Origin of the sequence: Cupriavidus yeoncheonensis, from assembly GCF_905397275.1 — a bacterium.
GTDB lineage: Bacteria > Pseudomonadota > Gammaproteobacteria > Burkholderiales > Burkholderiaceae > Cupriavidus > Cupriavidus yeoncheonensis.
On the sequence record NZ_CAJPUY010000007.1, the window covers coordinates 146,081 to 169,014 of the forward strand.

Here is a 22,934-nt window from a genome sequence, read left to right on the forward strand (position 1 = left end):
AGTCATGTGGGACACCTCACCGAAAACTGGCCGTCCAAAGAAAAACCGCCTGACGAATCAGGCGGTTAGAGTGTTCTGGTGGAGCCGGCGGGAATCGAACCCGCGTCCGCAAGCCCTCCACAGAGAGTTCTACATACTTAGTTCTGTCATTTGATTTAACCGCCGCATCGCGGACGAACACGCTCTACGATGGCGAGTCACTTGGTTTTCGTCCCCGCAGTCGTGACACCGACGGGGCTTATCTGACGTAAATAACCTCGCTGGTTCTTGCGAACCCTAGCCCGTCAGCGAGCCAGTGCGAGGACGGCGGCCCTTAGGCTGCCAGTGCGTAACGTTCGTCGTTAGCAGTTATTACATTCCCATTGATTAACGAGGTGACGGGTCCTCGGTATGCCCTCCACTGCTTCGCAACCCACGTCGAAACCAGGTCGGCCCCAGTGATAAGAAGACGGATTGTACTCGGTTTGGACGGAAGTTGCCGTGTCGGGTTCCGTTTTTGCTTGCCAACGCGGATCAGGCTGGCATGAGCAGGGGAATCAACTCGGCGGGATGCCGCACCAGGTAGTCGGCGCCCCAGGTTTCCGGCGGCTCGCCTTCGCCGCAATATCCGTATGCAGCGGTAATCGTGACCATGCCCGCTGCCTTGCCCGCCTGGATATCGCGTAAGTCGTCGCCCACATACACGCATCGCTGCGGTGCCACGCCGCTCAGTTCCGCGGCATGCAACAGCGGGGCGGGGTGAGGCTTTGCGTGAGGCGTCGTGTCGCCGCTGACCACGGCGGAGGCCCGGGGCGTCAGCCCGATGGCAGCCACGAGCGGCACCGTGAATCGCGCGATCTTGTTGGTGACGATGCCCCAGCGGATGCCGGTGGCTTCCAGTGACTCCAACACCTGGGACATACCGTCGAACAGACGCGTATGCACGGCAATGTCGGCTTCGTAGTAATCGAGAAACAAGTCGCGCAGGGCAGGAAAGTCGGGGTCGTCGGGCTGCTTGCCAAAAGCCGCGCCGAGCAGCCCGCGGGCGCCGTGCGATGCGACCGGTCGCAACTTCTCATACGCTACCGGCGGGCGTCCGTGCTCGACCACGAGGCGATTCGCTGCAGCGGCCAGGTCTGGTGCGGTATCGGCCAGCGTGCCGTCCAGATCAAAAAATACGGCGTCAATCCCCGTCATCATTCGCCCACCCGGCGGAAGGCCATCATGTAGTTCACGTCCGTATCGCGGCCGAGCGCGTAGATCTGCGAGAGCGGGTTGTAGGTCATGCCGCGTACCTCGATCAGGTCCAGGCCGGCGTTGCGCGCAAATCGCGCGAGTTCCGACGGTGTAATGAACTTTTCGTAATCGTGCGTGCCGCGCGGCAGCATCTGCAAGATGTATTCGGCACCCACGATGGCCATCAGGTAGGCCTTCAGGTTGCGATTGATCGTGGACACAAAGACATAGCCGCCGGGACGGACGAGTGTGGTACAGGCCTGGACGATGGACGCAGGGTCGGGCACATGTTCCAGCATCTCCATGCAAGTCACGACATCCACGCTGCCCGGCTCGCGCGCGGCGAGCGCTTCGGCAGCGATCTCCTCATAGGTAACCGCAACGCCGGACTCCAGGCTATGCAGGTCCGCGACGCGAAGCGCTTTGCTTGACAGGTCAATGCCGCGTACCTGGGCGCCTAGCCGCGCCATGCTCTCCGAGAGGATGCCGCCGCCGCAGCCAATATCGACCACCTTCTTGCCGGCCAGTCCGGCAATGCCATCGATCCAGCCGAGGCGCAACGGGTTCAGGTCATGCAGGGGCTTGAACTCGCTGTCAGGGTCCCACCAGCGGTGGGCCAGTTCGCTGAATTTGTCGATTTCCTTGGGGTCGGCGTTCCGGCCGGCGGTATTGCCAGCCGAAGGCGGCAGGGTTTGCGTAGACGACGTCATGGTGTGCGGTGCCGGCTGAGCTCAATGTGCGTGAGCCGGCAGATTGGGAGTCTGACCAACTGTACCAAAAAAAAAGCCCAGCTTGCGCTGGGCTTTTTTGCATCGGAAAGATCCGATTAACGTGCGCTGCGGGTGCCGACCACTTCGACTTCCACGCGACGGTTCGGTTGCTGGCAGGCGATCTGTGCCTTGCGGGTGCCCTTGCACGACTTCGCATCGACCTTCAGCTGGCGCTTGCCCTTGCCTTCGGTGTACACGCGGTTGGCTTCGACGCCCTTGCTCACCAGGTAAGCCTTGACCGATTCAGCACGACGGATCGACAGGCGATCATTGTACTTGTCCGAACCGAACGAGTCGGTGTGGCCAACGGCGATGATGACTTCCAGGGTAATGCCTTGCAGCTTCGAGACCAGGTCGTCCAGCTTCGCCTTGCCTTCCGGCTTCAGGACGGCCTTGTCGAAGTCGAACAGGGTGTCAGCAGCGAAAGTGACCTTCTCGCTGGAAACGACCGGAGGAGCAACCGGTGCCGGTGCCGGTGCCGGTGCAGCGGCCGGGGCCAGGGCGCCGTCGCACAGGGCGTTGGCGGTAGCCGGGGTCCAGGAGCTGTCGCGCCAGCAGAGCTCGTTCGTGCCATTCTTCCACACGTACTCGCTCGTACCGTTGCCCCAGTTGTCATTCACGGCCTTCTTTTCATAGGGGACGGACTGGGCTTGAGCGGATGCAGCCATTACTGCGGTAGCTGCAACGAGCGCGAGCTTGGCAAATTTTTTCATATTTCTCCTCTCAGGATGAGATCACCGCAGGGTTACTGCGAGCAAATGGACGAAAACAAGTCATACATTCTTCGGAGTATAACATTCTCGATGTGGTGTATGCTCCACTTCGAACAATGTCTGGCTCTTCGCTGGGGAATTGTGCCACAAGGCTCGTTTCCTAAGAAGTAAATATATTCGATTCAATCAACGGGTTTTGACCCCTGTGGTGTTTGTGCAACACGGCTCTTGAGCTACCCGCAAAGCCTTGTGGCATCAGGCTTTGCGGGCTTCGAGCCAAGCGCACCGGAGAGCTGAACGGGCCCGGGGGAGGGGGTCGGAGGCGGGTCCGCGCGCATGTTAGAATGGCACGTTGGCCAGCCGCCAGATGCCTCGCGCATAGGGTCGGAAAACATCGGCCGCCTTTCGCTTAAACCCGCCGCATAAACCACGCCGCAATGGATCCATTCGCAAAAGAAACCCTTCCGGTCTCCCTCGAAGAGGAAATGCGCCGCTCGTATCTGGATTACGCAATGAGCGTGATCGTGGGCCGGGCGCTTCCCGATGTACGAGATGGCTTGAAGCCGGTTCACAGGCGCGTGCTCTATGCGATGCATGAGCTCAACAACGACTGGAACCGGGCGTACAAGAAATCGGCTCGTATCGTCGGCGATGTGATTGGTAAGTATCACCCGCACGGCGACACTGCTGTATACGATACGATCGTCCGCATGGCGCAGAATTTCTCGCTGCGCTACATGCTGGTCGACGGCCAGGGGAATTTCGGTTCGGTGGACGGGGATAACGCGGCAGCCATGCGTTATACCGAAATCCGCCTCTCGAAAATCGCCCACGAGATGCTGCACGACATCGACAAGGAAACTGTCGATTTCGATCCGAACTATGACGGTTCGGAAAAAGAACCCGCCATTCTCCCGGCGCGAATTCCGAATCTGCTTATCAATGGTTCGTCGGGTATTGCGGTCGGCATGGCCACCAATATCCCGCCGCATAACCTGAATGAAATTGTCGACGGCTGTCTTCACCTGCTGCGTAATCCGCAGGCGACGATCGATGAGCTGATTGAATTGATTCCCGCGCCTGATTTCCCGACTGCCGGCATTATCTACGGCATCCAGGGCGTGCGCGAGGGTTACCGCACGGGACGTGGCCGTGTCGTGATGCGTGCCCGCACGCACTTCGAGGACATTGACCGCGGCCAGCGCCAGGCCATCATCGTCGACGAGCTGCCATACCAGGTGAACAAGCGCACGCTGCTCGAGCGCATCGCCGAACTGGTCACCGACAAGAAGGTCGAGGGCATCTCGGACATCCGCGATGAGTCGGATAAGTCCGGCATGCGTGTGGTGATCGAACTCAAGCGCAATGAAGTGCCTGAGGTCGTCCTCAACAACCTATATAAGAACACCCAGCTCCAGGACACCTTCGGCATGAACATGGTGGCCCTGGTCGATCGCCAGCCACGCCTGCTGAACCTGAAGCAGATGCTGGAGTACTTCCTGGCGCACCGCCGGGAAGTGGTGACCCGTCGCACCGTGTTCGAGCTGCGCAAGGCGCGCGAGCGCGGCCATGTGCTGGAAGGCCTCGCCGTGGCGCTGGCCAATATCGACGAGTTCATCGCCATCATCAAGGCGGCGCCGACGCCGCCGATCGCCAAGCAGGAGCTGATGACGAAGTCCTGGGATTCGGGACTCGTTCGCGACATGCTGTCACGTGCCGAATCCGACACGCCGGGCGGCCGTGCCTCGTATCGCCCGGATGGCCTGCCAGCGGTGTTCGGCATGCAAGCCGATGGCCTGTATCGGCTTTCGGACTCGCAGGCTCAGGAAATCCTGCAGATGCGACTGCAACGCCTCACGGGCCTGGAACAGGACAAGATCGTCCAGGAATACCGCGAAGTGATGGCGATCATCGCCGATCTGCTCGACATCCTGGCCCGCCCGGAGCGCATCACTACCATCATCTCCGACGAACTGACCGCCATCCGCGCGGAATTCGGTGACGAGCGCCGTTCACAGATCGAACTGAATGCGACCGAACTGGACACCGAGGATCTGATCACGCCGCAGGACATGGTGGTCACGCTGTCCCACAGTGGCTACATGAAGAGCCAGCCGATTTCCGAGTACCGCGCGCAGAAGCGCGGGGGGCGCGGCAAGCAGGCGACGGCCACCAAGGAAGACGACTGGATCGACACGCTGTTCGTGGCCAATACCCACGACTACATCCTGTGCTTCTCCAACCGCGGCCGCCTGTATTGGCTGAAGGTCTATGAAGTGCCGCAGGGCTCACGCAACTCGCGTGGCCGCCCGATCGTCAATATGTTCCCGCTGTCCGACGGCGAGAAGATCAACGTCATCCTGCCGGTGCGCCAGTTCGACGCAGAGCACTTCATCTTCATGGCCACTGCCCGGGGGACGGTCAAGAAGACGGCGCTGACGGAGTTCTCCAATCCGCGCAAGGCTGGCATCATCGCCGTCGATCTCGATGAAGGCGACTACCTCATCGGCGCTGCGGTCACGGATGGCCAGCACGACGTGATGCTGTTCTCGGACGCCGGCAAGGCCGTGCGCTTTGACGAGAACGATGTGCGCCCGATGGGGCGTCAGGCCCGCGGTGTGCGCGGCATGAATCTCGACGAAAGCCAGACGGTCATCGCCATGCTGGTGGCTCCGGCCGAGACGGCCGAGACCGCCGACGCCGCGGAGCAGACCGAGGCCAATGCGCCGGGCAGTGTGCTGACTGCGACGGAGAACGGCTACGGCAAGCGTACTCCTATCGCTGAGTACACTCGACACGGGCGCGGCACCAAGGGCATGATTGCGATCCAGACGAGCGAGCGCAATGGCCGTGTGGTGGCTGCTGCACTGGTTTCGCCCGAAGACGAAATCATGCTGATCACCACCGGTGGCGTACTGATACGTACGCGTGTGGCCGAAATCCGGGAAATGGGCCGTGCCACGCAAGGCGTCACGCTGATCAACGTCGACGAAGGCACCAAGCTGTCCGGCTTGCAGCGCATTGTGGAAAGCGATGCCGACACTGGCTCCGGCTCGGAAGAGGCGGAAGAAGCCGACGGCGCCACCGATGCCGACGCCAATTCGTAAGTTGTTGCAACAATAGGACACCGGCCGGAACTCGCCCGATGGCGAGCCGGACTAAAACGGACATATTTTCCAGGGAGTCACAATGCTCAAAACCTACCGACGTATCGCTGTTCTGGCTGCTTTCGTTCCGACGTTCATGGTGGCGCAACATGCCCACGCCCAGGACGCGGACAAGACGGCAGCCATCAAGGAACTGCTTTCCGTCATGCAGGCTGACCAGGCTGTGAAGGGCCAGGCCGACAACTGGCAGCAAGGCGCCAAGCAGGAAGCTCCGCTGGTGCTGGAACAGGTGCTGGTCGAGAACAAGACGTTGAGCGACAAGCAGAAGCAGGCCGCTGTCGAGAAGCTGAAGAAGAACGGCGCCGTACAGCGCATGGTCGATGGTGCCGGCACGGCATTCAACACCGACGGCTTCCGCAAGGATGCTCTTCAGGCTCACTATGACGCCTTCGGCAAGTACTACAGCACCCAGGAAATCAAGGATCTGACCACGTTCCTGAAGTCGCCGACCGGCCAGAAGTTCATGACCAACCAGGGCAAGGCGACCCAGGAGATCTGGGGCTCGATGATGCAGAAGTACGGTCCGCAAGTCGGCAAGTCGATGCGCGACGCGGCCGAAAAGGAAATCTCGGCTGCCGCGAAGTAATCGCCGGCGGGCAGGGCGCTGGTCCGGCGCCCGCCCCGCATCGCCCAACGGGATGCGGGTTTGAGGGATAATGGCTGCTTGGGTTACACCGGCAGCCATTTTTCTTTTCCAGTCCATGAACGATCCACAGACCCCCGCCCTCGCTGGCATGCAGCGCGCATTGGCCGAACGTGTCTTCAACTTCTCGCCCGGCCCGGCGGCGCTCCCTGTCGAAGTGCTGCAACAGGCTGCCGAGGAAATGCTGTCATGGCATGGGACGGGCGTGTCGGTCATGGAGATGAGCCATCGCAGCAAGGAGTTCGAAGGCATTCTGGCGGAGACCGTGGCGGATCTGCGTGAACTGCTGCACGTCCCCAAGAATTTCCGCATCCTGTTCCTGCAAGGCGGAGCGATCGGCGAAAACGCGATCGTGCCGCTGAACCTGATGCGTCTGCGCCATGCCGAGCAACCGAAGGCGGATTTCGTGGTGACGGGAGCGTGGTCGGTCAAGACCGAGCAGGAAACCCGGCGCTATGGCGAAGTCAACATCGCCGCATCGAGCGCGGACCGGAAGTTCACCGAAATTCCCGCAGTAACCGACTGGAAGCTGTCGGACGACGCGGCCTACGTGCACCTCTGCACCAATGAAACCATCGGTGGTGTGGAGTTCCACGAAATTCCGGACATCGGACAGGATCAGGGCCGCGTCGTGGTGGCAGACGCCTCGAGCCACATCCTCTCGCGACCGGTCGACTGGTCGCGCGTGCAGGTCATGTATGGCGGCGCGCAGAAGAACATCGGCCCTGCCGGCGTGACCATCGTGATCGTGCGCGAGGATCTGCTGGGCCACGCTCACCCGCTGTGCCCGTCGGCGTTCAACTGGCGCCTTGTGGCGGAGCACGGCTCCATGTACAACACGCCGCCGACCTACGCCATCTACATTGCGGGCCTGGTGTTCAAGTGGCTGAAGCGCCAGGGCGGCGTGCCGGCGATCGAACAGCGCAATATCGCCAAGGCAAAGGCGCTGTACGACTTCCTCGATCAGAGCGATTTCTATCGCAACGAGATCGATCCGCACTGCCGTTCGCGTATGAACGTACCGTTCTTCCTCGCTGACGAAACCCGCAACGAGGCATTCCTGCAGCAGGCCCGCGCCAACGGCCTGCTGCAGCTCAAGGGCCACAAGTCCGTGGGCGGCATGCGCGCCAGCATCTATAACGCCATGCCGGTCGAAGGCGTATATGCCCTGATCGACTTCATGCGCGAGTTCGAACGCATCGCTGCCTGACGGCGCCGCGTTGGCCCGCCGCGCGCCATCGGTGCGCGGCATCGTTTCATTCTCAGGCCCTCCTGCGCGGAGCGGCCCAACGGGTTCCTGCAAATGACAAGCGAAGACAAAAACACCGCGCGCGAGGAGACGCAGCAGAGCGGTGCTTCCCAGAGCGAGGCGGAGCGCGCGCTCGGTGCTGAACTGGCTCCCCTGCGCGAGCAGATCGATACCGTGGACCGCGAACTGCTGGCGATGCTGAACCGGCGCGCGCAACTTGCACTGGATGTCGGCGAAGTGAAGAAGAAGTATGGCGCCCCGGTGTTCCGCCCGGAGCGCGAGCTGCAGGTCGTGCGCAAGGTGCAGGCCGCCAATCCCGGGCCTCTGCTCGGCGAGAGCGTCGCGTCCATCTGGCGTGAGGTGATGTCGGCCTGCCGCGGGCTGGAAAAGCCGCTGGAGATTGCCTTTCTGGGCCCGGCCGGCACGTTCTCCGAGCAGGCGCTCTATGCCCACTTCGGCCATGAAGTGTCTGGCGTGCCATGCCCGAGCATCGACGAGGTGTTCCGTGCGGTGGAGGCAGGGACGGTCGAGTACGGCGTGGTTCCGGTCGAAAACTCCACCGAGGGCGCGGTGTCGCGCACGCTGGACCTCTTCCTGCAGACTTCGCTGAAGATCAGCGGCGAGATCGCGCTGAAGGTACACCACAACCTGATGGCCTCTTCGCCGGACATGAAAAGTGTCAAGGTCGTGCGCGCGCATGCACAGGCGCTGGCGCAGTGCCAGCACTGGCTGAGCGCAAACTACCCGCACCTGGAGCGGCAGGCCGTATCGAGCAATGCCGAGGCCGCGCGCATGGCGAGCGAAGACCCGACGGTTGCGGCCATTGCCGGCGAATCGGCGGCCAACCGCTATCACCTCCATGTCATCCGCCCCCATATCCAGGACGATCCGCATAACCGCACGCGCTTTGCCGTGATCGGCAGGTACGAGACCGAGCCGTCGGGAAGCGACCAGACGTCGATGATCCTGTCGGTGCCCAACAAGGCCGGCGCGGTCTACCAGTTGCTCGCGCCGCTGGCGGAGAACGGCGTGTCGATGTGCCGCTTCGAGTCCCGTCCGGCACGCAGTGGCGCCTGGGAGTACTACTTCTACGTCGATGTCGAGGGTCACCAGCATGAACCGCCGGTCGCACGCGCGATCGAGACGCTGCGGCAGAATGCCGCCTACCTGAAGGTGCTGGGGTCGTACCCGTCCAGCAAGTAAAGCGTACGCGCGAATACGACGAATACGACGAATACGGCGGCAAGGAGACAAGATGGCAGAGCAAGGCAAGCAAGGCGGCAAGTTGCCGTTTGGTCCGGACTACGTCAGGGCAATCTCGCCCTACATCGCTGGCAAGCCGATTTCCGAGGTGGCGCGCGAGTTTGGGCTGAACGAGGCCAGCATCGTCAAGCTGGCCTCGAACGAGAACCCACTGGGCATGCCGGAGTCCGCGCGGCACGCGGTGGCAGCGGCGGTTGCCGAGCTTGGGCGCTATCCCGATTCGAATGGCTTCGAACTCAAGGAGGCGCTTTCCGCAAAGCTCGGCGTGCCGCAGGACTGGATCACGTTGGGCAATGGCAGCAACGACATCCTTGAGCTGGCCGCGCACGCGCTGGTCACGCCGGGACAGTCCGTGGTGTATGCCGAATACGCGTTCGCGGTCTATGCGCTCGCGACCCAGGAAATCGGCGCGCGCGCGATTGTGGTGAAGGCGCGCGACTATGGTCATGACCTCGATGCCATGGCCGCGGCGATCACTGCCGATACCCGCCTGGTGTTCATCGCCAACCCGAACAATCCGACCGGGACTTTTGCGCCCGCCGCGGCACTGGAATCATTCCTGGCCAAGGTGCCCGCCCAGGTGGCCGTGGTGCTGGACGAGGCGTACAACGAATACCTCGACGATGACCAGCAATATGACTCGCTGGCGTGGGTGCGCCGCTATCCGAATCTGCTGGTGTCGCGCACGTTCTCCAAGGCATATGGACTGGCCGGTCTGCGCATCGGCTATGCGGTGGCGCAGCCCGAGCTGACGGATCTGCTGAACCGCATCCGCCAGCCGTTCAACGTCAACAGCGCGGCCCAGGCCGCGGCCGTCGCCGCGCTGGGCGACACGGTATTCCTGCAGCGCAGCGCCGAGCTCAACCGCGCCGGCAAGACCCAGCTCGTCGACGCATTTTCGCGCCTTGGGCTCGAGTCCGTCGCCTCGTCCGGGAACTTTGTGCTGGTGCGCGTCGGCGATGACGATGACGCCGGCGCACGCGTCAACCTGGCGCTGCTCAGGCAGGGTGTGATTGTCCGTCCCGTGGGCAACTACGGCTTGCCGCGCTGGCTGCGTGTCACGATCGGCTTGCCCGACGAGAATGCCGCGTTTATCGCGGCGCTGGAGCGCGCGCTGAAGTGAGCCGCGCGACGACTATGCCTTCCTGTTTTCGAATTCGCTGTATTGCCCGCCCCCGAGGGCTGAGATTGTGAGCGCTCTGCATTTTTCCCGTGTTGTGATTGTTGGTGTCGGCCTGATTGGCGGTTCGCTCGCGCTTGCGCTCAAGCGCGCCGGTATTGTCGGCACGGTAGTGGGCGTGGGCCGTTCGCCGGCCTCGCTGCAGAAGGCGCTGGACCTCGGTGTCATCGACGAAGCCGCTTCGCTGGAAGATGCTGCGCGCGACGCCAGCCTGATCGTGCTGTGCGCGCCGGTAGCGCAGAATTTTGCGTTGCTGCACGCGCTGGAGCCGCACCTGCGGCCGGGCACCATCGTGACCGATGCGGGCAGCACCAAGTCCGATGTGATCATGGCGGCCAAGACCGCGCTCGGCGACAAGGTGGCCCAGTTTGTCCCGGCGCATCCGATCGCGGGTCGCGAACTGAATGGTGTCGAGGCCGCGCTTGCCGACCTTTATGTCGGCAAGAAGACCGTGCTGTGCCCGCTGCAGGAAAACGCGCGTGCCGATGTGGCCGCGGTGCGCGCGATGTGGGAAAGCGCCGGTGCCGAGTGCCACATCATGTCGGCCGTGCAGCACGATGCGGTCTTTGCCGCCGTCAGCCATCTGCCGCACGTGCTGTCGTACGCGCTGGTCGCGCAGGTCGGCAACGCCGAGGACGCTGCGCTCAAACTCGCCTTCGCCGGCGGGGGCTTCCGCGACTTCACTCGCATTGCCGCATCGTCGCCGGAAATGTGGCGCGATATCTGTGTGGCCAACCGCGAGGCGCTGCTGCGTGAGCTGAATACCTACCAGTCGGTGCTGACGCATCTGAGGACTCAGATCGAGAAGGGCGACGGCGCGGGGCTGGAGCGCATTTTTGCGCGTGCGAGCAAGACCCGCCTGCAATGGGGCGCGGACCGTGCAGCCGCGGCCAATACTGAACCCTGAATCGGCGCGGCCAAATCCGCGCCCTAGTGTGAATAACATGGAACACCTGACGCTTGGCCCTCTTACCCGTGCCGCGGGCACCGTCCGTCTGCCGGGCTCGAAAAGCATTTCGAACCGCGTGCTGCTGCTGGCAGCGCTGGCCGGTGGCGAGACGCGCGTGCGTGACCTGCTCGACTCGGACGACACCCGCGTCATGCTGCAGGCGCTGAAGACGCTTGGCGTCGCGTGGCGCCAGGAAGGCAGCGACTACATCGTCACGGGCTCGGGCGGGAATTTTCCGGTCAAGGCGGCGGAGCTGTTCATGGGCAATGCCGGCACCGCGATCCGTCCGCTGACCGCGGCGCTCGCGCTGCAGGGCGGCGACTACAAGCTGTCGGGCGTGCCGCGCATGCACGAACGGCCGATCGGCGACCTCGTCGATGGCCTGCGCCAGGTCGGCGCGGACATCGGCTATCTCGGCAATGACGGCTTTCCGCCCTTGCATATCCGCTCCGCGCCGATTTGCATCGACGCGCCGATCCGCGTACGCGGCGACGTGTCGAGCCAGTTCCTGACCGCCTTGCTGATGACCTTGCCCATGGCGCAGGCGGCCAACGGCAGGATCGAGATCGAAGTGGTCGGCGAACTGATCTCCAAGCCGTATATCGAGATCACCCTGAACCTGCTCGCGCGCTTCGGCATCGACGTGGAGCGGCAAGGGTGGGAGCGCTTCATCGTTCCCGCCGGCGCGGCCTATCGGTCGCCGGGGGAGATCTTCGTTGAAGGCGATGCGTCGTCGGCGTCCTATTTTCTTGCGGCCGGTGCGATCGGTGGCGGCCCCGTGCGGGTGGAAGGCGTGGGCATGGCGAGCATCCAGGGTGATGTGCGCTTTGCCGAGGCGCTAAACCGGATGGGTGCCAACGTGATGGCGGGCGACAACTGGATCGAGGTGCGCGGCACCGAACGCGACGACGGGCGCTTGAACGGCATCGAGCTGGACTGCAACCATATTCCCGACGCCGCCATGACACTGGCGGTGGCGGCGCTGTTTGCCGAGGGCACGACGACGCTCACGAACATCGCCAGCTGGCGGGTCAAGGAAACCGATCGCATCACGGCCATGGCGACCGAGCTGCGCAAGCTCGGTGCGCAGGTGGAAGAGGGCGCGGATTACCTGAAGGTGACGCCACCCGCACAGTGGCAGACCCCGGCCGAAGGCATTGGCACCTATGATGACCATCGCATGGCCATGTGTTTCTCGCTGGCCGCGTTTGGCCCGCTGCCGGTCCGGATCAACGACCCGGGCTGCGTGGCCAAGACGTTCCCGGACTATTTCACGGTATTCGGCGGCATTGCGCGCTGAGCACCGGGGTGCCCGCCTGCGCCGGTTCGTGCCGGCGCTCGCCTCGCGAGCTAAGAGCAAATAACGGGAACAAGCACGGGAACGAGCGGGAAGCCGCGTCTTAGTGGGATGAATCAAATGACAATGATTCGCAATTGATCTTCAAATCGAAATTTTCTGCCTGCATCATCAGCAATGACTATCGTTCACGTCATCACCATTGACGGTCCAACCGCCTCCGGCAAAGGTACTGTGGCGCACAAGGTGGCCGACGCGGTCGGCTACCACCTGCTCGACAGCGGCGCGCTGTACCGCTTGGTGGCGCTCGCCAGTGATCGCGAGGGCGTGGACATCGGAGATGTCGATGCCCTTGCAAGAACCGCCTCCCGCCTCGATGTGAAGTTCGGCCCGGACCGGGTTTGGCTGGCCGGCGAGGAGGTAAGCCTGGCGATCCGTGCGGAGGCCATCGGCAACCGGGCCTCGGCCCTTGCTGTGCACCAGCCGGTACGCGACGCGCTGACCAAGCTGCAGCGCGATTTCCGCAAGCTTCCGGGCCTGGTGGCGGACGGGCGCGATATGGGCACGGTGATCTTCCCCGATGCCCAGCTCAAGGTATTCCTGACCGCAAGTGTTGAGGCGCGCGCTCGCAGGCGCTATAAACAATTGATTGATAAGGGAATTTCTGCTAATATTGAAGATCTTTTGCGTGACCTTGAGGCGCGCGACGCGCGGGATCGAAACCGTGCCGCCGCGCCGCTGCGTCCCGCCGAGGATGCGAACCTGCTCGATACCTCCGACATGACGGTGGATCAGGCAGTGGCGCAGGTGCTGGAGTGGTTCGCCGCTGTGCGCAAATACTGACTTCGTCAGGCGTACCCAAGCGGTGGACGCTGCCCGCACCATGGTGCCGGCCTCCCGAGAGGAGCGGTCGGCAGTGTTCAACTTGACCCCGCTGCACATGGCAGACTGAGCATGATCGTCGTGCCGGCCGGTGTACCGCGGATTGCTACTTACGTTTATGTCCGACCTGCAAACTAACGAATCCTTTGCCGCACTGTTCGAGGAATCGATCGCCCGCTCCAATATGAAGGCTGGCGAAGTGATCTCCGCTGAAGTCGTGCGCATCGACCACAACTTCGTGGTCGTCAACGCCGGCCTCAAGTCCGAGGCATTTGTGCCGGTGGAGGAGTTCCTGAACGACCAGGGCGAACTCGAAGTGCAGGCCGGCGACTACGTCTCCGTGGCCATCGACGCACTCGAGAACGGCTATGGCGACACCATTCTTTCCCGCGACAAGGCCAAGCGCCTGGCATCGTGGCTGAACCTCGAGAAGGCGCTGGAAGACGGCGAGATCATCTCGGGTACCGTGACGGGCAAGGTCAAGGGCGGCCTGACGGTCATGGTCAACGGCATCCGCGCGTTCCTGCCGGGCTCGCTGGTTGACGTGCGTCCGATCAAGGACACCACCCCGTACGAAGGCAAGACCCTGGAATTCAAGGTCATCAAGCTGGACCGCAAGCGCAACAACGTTGTGCTGTCGCGCCGTGCCGTGGTGGAAGCCACGCTGGGCGAAGAGCGCCAGAAGCTGATGGAAACCCTGAGGGAAGGCGCCATCGTCAACGGTATCGTCAAGAACATCACCGACTACGGTGCGTTCGTTGACCTGGGCGGTATCGACGGCCTGCTGCACATCACCGACCTGGCCTGGCGCCGTGTCCGCCACCCGAGCGAAGTGCTGTCGGTTGGTCAGGAAATCACCGCCAAGATCCTCAAGTTCGACCAAGAGAAGAACCGCGTTTCGCTGGGCGTGAAGCAGCTGGGCGAAGATCCGTGGGTGGGCATCTCGCGCCGCTACCCGCAAGGCACCCGTCTGTTCGGCAAGGTGACCAACCTGACCGACTACGGCGCGTTCGTCGAGATCGAAGCCGGCATCGAGGGTCTGGTGCACGTCTCCGAAATGGACTGGACCAACAAGAACGTGGCTCCGTCGAAGGTTGTCCAGCTGGGCGACGAAGTGGAAGTCATGGTCCTGGATATCGACGAAGACAAGCGTCGTATCAGCCTGGGCATGAAGCAGTGCAAGGCCAATCCGTGGGACGATTTCTCGCGCAACCACAAGAAGGGCGACAAGCTGAGCGGCCAGATCAAGTCGATCACCGACTTCGGCGTGTTCATCGGCCTGCCGGGTGGTATCGACGGCCTGGTGCACCTGTCCGACCTGTCGTGGCAAGAGACCGGCGAAGAGGCCGTGCGCAAGTACAAGAAGGGCGACGAAGTCGAAGCCGTGGTCCTGGGCATCGACGTCGACAAGGAACGCATCTCGCTGGGCATCAAGCAGCTGTCGGGCGATCCGTTCAACAACTTCATCTCGGCCAACGACAAGGGCTCGCTCGTGACCGGCACCATCAAGGCCGTGGATCCGAAGGGCGCCGTGGTTCAGCTGGCTGACGACGTGGAAGGCTACCTGCGTGCATCGGAAATCTCCGCTGACCGCGTGGAAGATGCCCGCAACGTGCTGAAGGAAGGCGAACAGATCACGGCCCTGGTTGTGAACGTCGACCGCAAGTCGCGCAACATCAACCTGTCGATCAAGGCCAAGGACAACGTCGAGCAGCAAGAAGCGATGCAGAAGTTCCAGGCCGACACCAGCACCGCTGGTACGACCAACCTTGGCGCTCTGCTGAAGGCCAAGCTCGGCCAGGACAACCAGTAATCGCAGGCCCTGACGCCCGCGCGAACGCCAATGACCAAGTCGGAGCTCGTCGAAAAACTGGCTGCCCGTTTTCCGCAGTTGCTGCTGCGGGATGCGGACATCTCGGTGAAAACGATACTCGACGCGATGTCCGATGCGCTGGCCGATGGCCATCGCATCGAGATCCGCGGATTCGGCAGTTTTGGTCTGAACCGGCGTCCGCCGCGCGTTGGGCGCAACCCCAAGTCTGGGGAGCGAGTGCTGGTGCCCGAGAAGCGGGTGCCGCACTTCAAGGCGGGCAAGGAGTTGCGCGAACGGGTGGACCGGAGCCTGACTCCGCCTTCGGGCGGGGCAGGTAACGGGCACCTGACCGGTTCGCCGACCGGCAAGGGGCCCCAGGCCGCTACGCCGGGCGGTTCGACGGTGCTGCATGAAGGAAACGGGCTGAATCTGGCCCGTTCCTGACCGCGCCGAAGGCCGGCACTGTGTTGTCGTGAATGGAAAAAGCGCTCCGATCGGGGCGCTTTTTTTATTTGAGGCATCTGCCGTGGGCGTGCCGTTTTCGTTTGCTGGAAGTGATTCCGCTACAATGCCGGGGTCTGCCGCACGCGGCGATGCGCATGTGCGCTCCCGCAACGCTACGCCTGCCACTACCGCATGAAACTCGTCGCCTGGATTATCCGCATCGTCCTGTTTGCGCTGCTGTTCGTGCTGGCGCTGCGCAATACCGCGGACGCTTCGCTGCAGCTTTTCTTTGACGCCGTCTGGCGCGCCCCACTGATCCTGATCCTGTTCGTGGCCTTTGTCCTGGGCGCTATGGCAGCCCTGGTCGCGATTGCACCAGGCCTGATGCGCCAGCGCATGGAGGTGGCGCGGCTTCGCCGTGCCCTCGGCGATGCCGGCCGCCAGCCGACATCTGCCGGCACGGAACGTGACGGCAAGAGCGCTCCTTACAACGTAGTTGGCCCGAAAGTCTGATCCATGATGTTTGAAACCTGGTGGCTGCTGGCGCTGCCACTTGTCTTTGGCCTTGGATGGATGGCGGCGCGCCTCGATGTGCGCCAGCTCATCAGCGAGCAGGGTGCCTTGCCACGCTCGTATTTCAAGGGCCTGAATTTCCTGCTCAACGAACAACCGGACCAGGCCATCGATGCGTTCATCGAAGTGGCCAGGCTCGATCCGGAGACGACTGAACTCCATTTCGCGCTGGGTGCGCTGTTCCGCCGCCGCGGCGAAACCGAGCGCGCCATTCGGGTACACCAGAACCTGGCCACGCGCCCGGACCTGCCCGAGCCGGAGCGCGAGCACGCGCTCTATGAGCTGGGGCAGGATTTCCTGCGTGCCGGCCTGCTCGACCGGGCCGAAGAATCGTTGCGCCGGTTGATGTCCGGCCCGTATGCGGCCTCGGCCAAGCGCGTGCTGCTCGAGCTCTACGAAGTGGAGAAGGAGTGGCAGAAGGCCATCGAAGCCGCGCGCGAGTTGCAGGCGCTCGAGAAGACGGACTATCGCCTGCAGATTGCCCAGTTCTGCTGCGAACTCGCGCAGGATTCGCTGCAACGCAAGCGCCCCGAAGACGCGGTCAAGTGGTTGCACCAGGCCATGCAGGAAAATCCCGCCAATGTGCGCGCCCCGATCCTGCTGGGCGACGTGGCCGCGGCGGCTGGCGACGCCCGCGCCGCACTGGGGCACTGGCTGGCCATCGAGCGGCAGGATGCCTCCTTCCTGCCGCTGGTGGCCGAGCGCGTGGTCAAATCCTATGCGGGGCTTGGTGAACAGGGCGCCGCGCTGGATTGGCTGCGCGGCCTGCTCAAGGGCAGCCTTGCGCCCGAACTGCTTGATGTCGCATTCAAGACCGAGCTGGATCAGAATGGGCCCGAAGCGGCAACGCGACTCATGCGCGAACAGTTGCGCCGCCAGCCGACACTGCTTGCGCTGACCAAGTATTTCGAAGCGCAGGCTGCCGATATGGCATCGGCCGCCACCGTTGCCGGCACCGGCGAAACGTCAGTCGACGCCGATGAGCCCGCTGGCAGCGACAAGGCTAAGGAGACGACGGCGATCCGTGATCTTCTGCAGTTGCGTACGCGCAATCTTGCCCGCTATACCTGCCGTGAATGCGGCTTTCGCGCGCGGCTTTTCTATTGGCAGTGTCCCGGCTGCAACCGTTGGGAGACCTATGCGCCCCGGCGATCGGAAGCACTGGGCTGATCCGGCCACCGTGCGAAACAATTTCATGTACATGCTATGAAAGTCACCATTATTGGCAGTGGCTATGTTGGCCTTGTCACCGGCGCGTGCCTGGCCGAACTCGGCAACGATGTGTTCTGCCTCGACGTCGATGAAAAGAAAATTGCCATGCTCAACGCCGGCGGCGTGCCGATCTACGAGCCGGGCCTGCAGGAGATCATCCAGCGCAACCGCGCGGCAGGACGGCTGACGTTCTCGACCGACGTGGCGGCCAGCGTCGATCACGCGGATGTGCAGTTCATTGCCGTAGGGACGCCTCCCGATGAAGACGGTTCCGCCGATCTCAAGTATGTGCTCGCCGCGGCACGCAATATCGGCCGCCATATGACCGGCTTCAAGGTCGTGGTGGACAAGTCCACCGTGCCGGTGGGCACGGGCGACCGCGTCGCGGCAGTGATTCGCGAAGAGCTTGCCGCGCGCGGCCTGGAGGATCTGCAGTATTCCGTGGTGTCGAACCCCGAGTTCCTGAAGGAAGGCGCGGCCGTGGAAGACTTCATGCGTCCGGACCGCATCGTGCTCGGCTGTGGCGCCGACGCCGCGGGGCGCCACGCCCAGGCCACGATGCGCCAGCTCTATGCGCCGTTCAACCGCAACCACGAGCGCACCTTCTACATGGATGTGCGCTCGGCCGAGTTCACCAAGTACGCGGCCAATTCCATGCTGGCCACGCGTATCTCGTTCATGAACGAACTGGCCAACCTTGCCGACGAGGTCGGTGCCGATATCGAGCTCGTGCGCATGGGCATCGGATCTGATCCGCGCATCGGCTACAGTTTCCTGTATGCAGGTGCCGGCTATGGCGGCTCGTGTTTTCCCAAGGACGTGCAGGCACTGATGCGCACGGCGGCGGACCATGGCAAGCCCATGCGCGTGCTGGAGGCGGTCGAAGCCGTCAACGGCGCCCAGAAGCAGGTGTTGGGCGACAAGGTGGTACGCCACTTCGGCGATGACCTCAGCGGGCGCACCTTCGCGCTCTGGGGGCTGGCCTTCAAGCCCAATACCGACGACATGCGCGAAGCGCCGTCACGCGTGCTCGCACGGGAACTGGTGTCGCGCGGCGCCACGCTGCGCACGCATGACCCGGTGTCGATGGACGAGGCCAGGCGCGCGCTGGAGGCGGATCTCGCGGACATCCCCGGCGGCATCGACAAGATCAGCTTCCATACCGGACAGATGGAGACGCTCGATGGTGCCGACGCGCTCGTGATCGTGACGGAGTGGAAGGTCTTCCGCAGCCCGGATTTCGAGCAGATCAAGCGGCGCCTGAAGACGCCGGTGATCTTCGATGGCCGCAACCTGTACGAGCCGGAGGCCATGGCGCAGGCCGGTATCGAGTACCACGCGATCGGGCGTTCGGCCGCGAAGCGCTGAACGCATCGGCAGGCGGCCGTGTCCCAGTAGGATCGGTATGCCGGAGGAACTATGGGTATGAATCAAATTTCGCAGGATCAGATCCGCCAGGCGCGCATCCTGGTGGTCGGCGACATGATGCTGGACCGCTACTGGTTCGGCGACGTCGAGCGTATTTCGCCGGAGGCACCGGTCCCGGTCGTCCAGATCAAGCGCAGCGATGAACGCCTGGGCGGCGCTGCCAACGTGGCCCGCAACTCGGCCGCGCTGGGTGCGCAGGTCGGCATGCTTGGCGTCGTGGGCGACGACGAGCCCGGCCGGACCATCGAATCGTTGCTGTCCGCATGCAAGGTCCAGCCGTACCTGCATCGCGACGCCAGCGTCAACACGACGATCAAGCTGCGCGTGCTGGCCCACCAGCAGCAGCTGCTGCGCGTGGACTTCGAGAATCCGCCGGCACATGAAGTCCTGCTGTCCGTGCTGGATGGTTTCTCCGAGCTCCTGAAGCAGTACGAGGTGCTGCTCCTGTCGGACTATGGCAAGGGCGGGCTCACGCACGTTGGCCGCATGGTCGAGGCCGGCCGCGCGGCGGGCCGGATGGTGCTGGTGGATCCCAAGGGCGATGATTACTCGCGCTATCGTGGTGCCACGCTGATCACGCCCAACCGTGCGGAGATCCGCCGGGTCGTGGGGGCCTGGAAAAGCGAACAGGACCTCACCGCGCGTGCGCAGAACCTGCGTCGCGACCTGCAGCTCGAAGCGTTGCTCCTGACCCGTTCGGAGGAGGGCATGACCCTGTACACCGAGGCGGAGGTCCTGCATGTCTCGGCACAGGCGCGCGAAGTCTATGATGTATCAGGTGCCGGTGATACCGTGATTGCCACGCTGGCGACTATGCTCGCTGCGGGTGTGCCGCTGAAGCAGGCGGTGCAGTTCGCCAACCGCGCGGGCGGCATCGTCGTGGGCAAGCTGGGTACCGCTGTCGTCAGCTATCCGGAGCTGTTCGGCTCGGCTGGCTGAACACGCATCCGGCGCCCCTGTTGAACTCTCTGTCGGACCGATCATGACCATCATCGTCACCGGCGCTGCGGGATTCATCGGCAGCAACCTTGTCAAGGGACTGAACGCGCGTGGCGAGGACCAGATTGTCGCGGTCGACAATCTCCATCGCCCTGACAAGTTCCACAACCTGGTGGATTGCGAGATTTGCGACTACCTCGACAAGGACGACTTCCTGCCCCGCTTCGAGCGCGGGGAGTTCGGCAGGGTACGCGCGGTGTTCCATCTCGGGGCCTGCACCGACACGATGGAGCAGGACGGGCGCTTCCTGATGGAGAACAACTACCGCTACAGCAAGGTGCTGATGGAATCCTGCCTCGCGCAGGATGCGCAGTTCCTCTATGCGTCGTCGGCGGCGGTCTACGGCGAGTCGCCGAGCTTTCGCGAAGTACGTGATTGCGAGCGGCCGCTGAGCATCTACGGCTACTCCAAGTTCCTGTTCGACCAGGTCGTGCGCAAGCGGCTGGAGAGCGCGCTGTCGCAGGTGGTCGGACTGCGCTATTTCAACGTGTATGGCGCCGGCGAGGCACACAAGAATCGCATGGCCTCGATCATCTGGCAGCAGTTCGAGCAGTTCCGTGCCGAGGGCACGGTCAAGCTGTTCGGCGAACATGCCGGCCATGGGCCCGGCTGCCAGAGCCACGATTTTGTGGCGATCGAGGATGTGGTCAGGATCAACCTGTTTTTCCTCGACCATCCGCGCCGCTCCGGCATCTTCAATGTGGGTACCGGACAAGCGCGTTCATTCAACGATGTCGCCGCTGTCGTGGTCAATACGCTGCGTGCGGCGGAGGGCAAGCCTCCCCTGTCGCCCGAGGAACTGGTGCAGGAAGGGCTGCTGGAATACATCCGGTTCCCCGATGTGCTGCGTGGCCGGTACCAGAGCTTCACGCAGTCGGATCTGTCACGCCTGCGCGACGCAGGCTATGCCACGCCTTTTGTTCCCATGGAGGAAGGTGTGGCGCGCTACTGCCAGTGGTTGCTCGAACGCTGCCATTGAACGCGCCCGGCCGGGCTTTCGTGTTCGGAAGTCTTCCGAAACATCTCCGTGCAGACCACGTGAACGTTTGTTGCCGCGTGCGCCGGCGTATGCGGCCGGTCCTATCCTGAGCGCACCTTGCCAATCCCGGCGAGGCAACGCAAACGGAAAAGGAACTCACCAATGTTCAAGACATTGCTCAGGCGCGGCTGCCTGGCCGCGGCGCTCTGGATGTCGTTCACCGGAGCCGCGATGGCCACAGTGGATGTCAATACCGCAGACGCATCAGCCCTGACCTCGGTGAAGGGCATCGGGCCCGCAACCGCCAAGAACATCATCGACGAGCGTACCAAGCACGGGCCATTCAAGAGCGCGGCGGATCTTGCCGAACGCGTCAGCGGCGTCGGCACCAAGTCGGTGGCCCGCATGCAGGAGGCCGGCCTGACGATTGGAGCGAAGGCCGCGCCGGCAGCGGCCCCCGCGCCCGCCGGCGCAGCGGCTGCCACTCGACCCGCCAAGCGCTGACCTCGCATGGCGCCGCCGGTGCAAGGGGGCACCGCGGTGCCATGGTCCCGCCCCATCCAGTCCGATCATTCGGGTTCCTTGTTGTGTCGTTGGTATGGCTCGTGCATGTCAGGCGCACGCTTCTTCGCTTGCCGACAGCGGCGGAGTATCATGCGGCAGCCAGAAACGGCCACGGTATTCCGTCGGCCGTGCACGATCTGAAAATCAGGCCAGGCCTCGCCCTTTGCCGAGGGGCCAAGGAGAGTCGGGCAGAACAACAGGGAGCATGACAATGACGAATGGCGAGGACACAGGGTTCCTGCCGAAGTGGCGGTTGAAGACGGAAGGGGTCATCGGTCCGGATGAGCGGCTGCCTGCGGGGCAGACGCTGCTTGCCGGCATCCAGCACGTGGTGGCGATGTTCGGCTCCACCGCGATCGCGCCGATCCTGATGGGCTTCAACCCGAATATCGCCATCCTGTTCTCTGGCATTGGCACGCTGATCTTCTTCCTGTGCGTGCGCGGCCGGGTGCCCAGCTATCTCGGCTCCAGCTTCGCGTTCATTGCCGTCGTGATCGCGGCCACGGGCTATGCCGGAAGCGGCCCCAATGCCAATATCCCGGTGGCCCTGGGCGGCATCATTGCCGCCGGCGCGCTGTACACGGTGATCGGGCTTGTGGTGCAGGCGGTCGGCTATGGCTGGGTCGAACGGTTGATGCCGCCGGTCGTCACCGGAGCGATCGTTGCGGCCATCGGCCTGAACCTGGCCCCCGTCGCGGTAAAGGCTGTGAGTGGCTCTTCGTTCGACACCTGGGTGGGCCTGCTGACCGTACTGGCAGTCGGGCTGGTGGCAGTTCGCGCGCCGGGAATGGTCGGACGCCTTCCGGTGCTGATCGGCGGCCTGTTTGGCTACCTGATCTACTATGCCGGCGCGAATCAGATGGGTCTCGGCAAGCCGATCGATTTCTCGGGCGTGGCGGCCGCGGGCTGGTTCGGCCTGCCATCGTTCGCCTCGCCGGTGTTCGAGGCCAGCGCCATGCTGCTGATCGCCCCGGTGGCGATCGTGCTGGTCGCTGAGAACCTCGGCCACATCAAGGCCATCGGGGTGATGACGGGGCGCAACCTTGATCCGTACATCGGCCGCGCCTTTATTGGCGACGGCGTCGCGACCATGCTGTCGGCCAGTGGCGGCGGCACGGGCGTCACCACGTATGCCGAGAACATGGGGGTGATGGCCGTTACCAAGATCTATTCGACGCTGATCTTTGTCGTTGCGGCCGCGGTTGCCATCGTGCTCGGATTCTCGCCGAAGTTCGGCGCGCTGATCCTGACCATCCCGGGCCCGGTCATCGGCGGGCTGACCATCGTGGTGTTCGGCCTGATTGCCGCCACGGCAGGACGTATCTGGGTCCAGAACCATGTGGACTTCTCCAGTTCGCGCAACCTCATCACGGTCGGCGCCACCCTGACCGTGGCCGCGGGCGACCTGACGCTGAAGCTCGGTGGCATGACGCTGGGCGGCATCGGCACCGCAACCTTTGGCTGCATCCTGCTCTACCACCTGCTGGGCGAAGGCAACAAGGACGCGTAAGCGCGAGCGGCCCCACCGGGAGTGGGCCTAAGCGGCCGCTTCCGGCGCGCTGCGAGGGCCTGGTTTACAATGTGCGGGACCAAT

At 63.4% G+C, this 22,934-nt stretch carries 20 protein-coding genes and 1 other RNA gene; 17 read left to right on the forward strand and 4 right to left on the reverse strand.

The genetic code is table 11. From position 1 onward, the window contains the following. Positions 1 to 76: 76 nt before the first annotated feature. The 4 genes from ssrA to ompA all read right to left on the reverse strand — a co-directional run bounded on the left by ssrA (position 77) and on the right by ompA (position 2,698). Positions 77 to 436: a transfer-messenger RNA gene (ssrA, locus tag KHO22_RS11520) on the reverse strand. Between the two features lie 77 nt (positions 437 to 513). Next, on the reverse strand, positions 514 to 1,176 hold the full coding sequence (gene gph / locus KHO22_RS11525) for a phosphoglycolate phosphatase (protein WP_420839593.1): 663 nt from the start codon (positions 1,174 to 1,176) through the stop codon (positions 514 to 516). Further along, positions 1,176 to 1,925 carry a bifunctional 2-polyprenyl-6-hydroxyphenol methylase/3-demethylubiquinol 3-O-methyltransferase UbiG gene (ubiG, locus tag KHO22_RS11530; RefSeq protein ID WP_211947269.1) on the reverse strand — a complete coding sequence of 250 codons (750 nt, stop codon included), beginning with the start codon at positions 1,923 to 1,925 and terminating at the stop codon, positions 1,176 to 1,178. The genes gph and ubiG overlap by 1 nt, the downstream gene beginning before the upstream one ends. A 116-nt stretch (positions 1,926 to 2,041) precedes the next feature. Continuing rightward, positions 2,042 to 2,698, reverse strand: coding sequence for an outer membrane protein OmpA (ompA, locus tag KHO22_RS11535; RefSeq protein ID WP_211947270.1), 657 nt, complete (start codon positions 2,696 to 2,698; stop codon positions 2,042 to 2,044). Between the two features lie 437 nt (positions 2,699 to 3,135). Between ompA and gyrA the strand changes: the two genes are divergently transcribed. From gyrA to KHO22_RS11620, 17 genes are all read left to right on the forward strand, one after another. After that, the gene (gene gyrA, locus KHO22_RS11540) at positions 3,136 to 5,805 is read left to right on the forward strand and encodes a DNA gyrase subunit A (protein WP_211947271.1); all 2,670 of its coding nucleotides are present in this window, start codon (positions 3,136 to 3,138) and stop codon (positions 5,803 to 5,805) included. Between the two features lie 82 nt (positions 5,806 to 5,887). Then, positions 5,888 to 6,451, forward strand: coding sequence for a DUF2059 domain-containing protein (locus KHO22_RS11545; protein ID WP_211947272.1), 564 nt, complete (start codon positions 5,888 to 5,890; stop codon positions 6,449 to 6,451). Positions 6,452 to 6,566: 115 nt separating this feature from the next. Further along, positions 6,567 to 7,718, forward strand: coding sequence for a 3-phosphoserine/phosphohydroxythreonine transaminase (serC, locus tag KHO22_RS11550; protein ID WP_211947273.1), 1,152 nt, complete (start codon positions 6,567 to 6,569; stop codon positions 7,716 to 7,718). A 93-nt stretch (positions 7,719 to 7,811) separates the two neighbouring features. Continuing rightward, positions 7,812 to 8,960 carry a prephenate dehydratase gene (gene pheA, locus KHO22_RS11555; protein WP_211947274.1) on the forward strand — a complete coding sequence of 383 codons (1,149 nt, stop codon included), beginning with the start codon at positions 7,812 to 7,814 and terminating at the stop codon, positions 8,958 to 8,960. Between the two features lie 52 nt (positions 8,961 to 9,012). Then, on the forward strand, positions 9,013 to 10,143 hold the full coding sequence (gene hisC / locus KHO22_RS11560) for a histidinol-phosphate transaminase (protein WP_211947275.1): 1,131 nt from the start codon (positions 9,013 to 9,015) through the stop codon (positions 10,141 to 10,143). Positions 10,144 to 10,210: 67 nt separating this feature from the next. After that, positions 10,211 to 11,107, forward strand: coding sequence for a prephenate dehydrogenase (locus KHO22_RS11565; protein WP_211947276.1), 897 nt, complete (start codon positions 10,211 to 10,213; stop codon positions 11,105 to 11,107). Between the two features lie 37 nt (positions 11,108 to 11,144). Next, positions 11,145 to 12,449 (forward strand): 3-phosphoshikimate 1-carboxyvinyltransferase, encoded by a 1,305-nt coding sequence (gene aroA / locus KHO22_RS11570; protein ID WP_211947277.1) that lies wholly within the window; start codon positions 11,145 to 11,147, stop codon positions 12,447 to 12,449. A gap of 174 nt (positions 12,450 to 12,623) precedes the next feature. Next, positions 12,624 to 13,289, forward strand: a complete 666-nt coding sequence (cmk, locus tag KHO22_RS11575; RefSeq protein ID WP_211947278.1) for a (d)CMP kinase — start codon at positions 12,624 to 12,626, stop codon at positions 13,287 to 13,289. Positions 13,290 to 13,446: 157 nt separating this feature from the next. Beyond that, complete coding sequence (rpsA, locus tag KHO22_RS11580; protein WP_211947279.1) at positions 13,447 to 15,141, forward strand: 30S ribosomal protein S1; 1,695 nt, start codon at positions 13,447 to 13,449, stop codon at positions 15,139 to 15,141. A 30-nt stretch (positions 15,142 to 15,171) separates the two neighbouring features. Then, the gene (locus KHO22_RS11585; protein WP_211947280.1) at positions 15,172 to 15,585 is read left to right on the forward strand and encodes an integration host factor subunit beta; all 414 of its coding nucleotides are present in this window, start codon (positions 15,172 to 15,174) and stop codon (positions 15,583 to 15,585) included. Between the two features lie 192 nt (positions 15,586 to 15,777). After that, a complete protein-coding gene (locus KHO22_RS11590; protein ID WP_211947281.1) occupies positions 15,778 to 16,098 on the forward strand; it encodes a LapA family protein in 321 nt (106 codons plus the stop codon). Between the two features lie 3 nt (positions 16,099 to 16,101). After that, positions 16,102 to 17,328 (forward strand): lipopolysaccharide assembly protein LapB, encoded by a 1,227-nt coding sequence (gene lapB / locus KHO22_RS11595; protein WP_211947282.1) that lies wholly within the window; start codon positions 16,102 to 16,104, stop codon positions 17,326 to 17,328. 36 nt (positions 17,329 to 17,364) lie between these two features. Next, the gene (locus tag KHO22_RS11600; RefSeq protein WP_211947283.1) at positions 17,365 to 18,738 is read left to right on the forward strand and encodes a UDP-glucose dehydrogenase family protein; all 1,374 of its coding nucleotides are present in this window, start codon (positions 17,365 to 17,367) and stop codon (positions 18,736 to 18,738) included. A gap of 51 nt (positions 18,739 to 18,789) precedes the next feature. Continuing rightward, positions 18,790 to 19,737: a D-glycero-beta-D-manno-heptose-7-phosphate kinase gene (gene rfaE1 / locus KHO22_RS11605; protein WP_211947284.1), complete on the forward strand. Its 948-nt coding sequence runs from the start codon at positions 18,790 to 18,792 to the stop codon at positions 19,735 to 19,737. Positions 19,738 to 19,780: 43 nt separating this feature from the next. Beyond that, positions 19,781 to 20,776, forward strand: a complete 996-nt coding sequence (gene rfaD, locus KHO22_RS11610) for an ADP-glyceromanno-heptose 6-epimerase (protein WP_211947285.1) — start codon at positions 19,781 to 19,783, stop codon at positions 20,774 to 20,776. A gap of 162 nt (positions 20,777 to 20,938) precedes the next feature. Then, positions 20,939 to 21,280 (forward strand): ComEA family DNA-binding protein, encoded by a 342-nt coding sequence (locus tag KHO22_RS11615; protein WP_211947286.1) that lies wholly within the window; start codon positions 20,939 to 20,941, stop codon positions 21,278 to 21,280. Positions 21,281 to 21,551: 271 nt separating this feature from the next. Then, positions 21,552 to 22,850: a solute carrier family 23 protein gene (locus tag KHO22_RS11620; RefSeq protein WP_211947405.1), complete on the forward strand. Its 1,299-nt coding sequence runs from the start codon at positions 21,552 to 21,554 to the stop codon at positions 22,848 to 22,850. Positions 22,851 to 22,934 lie beyond the last annotated feature (84 nt).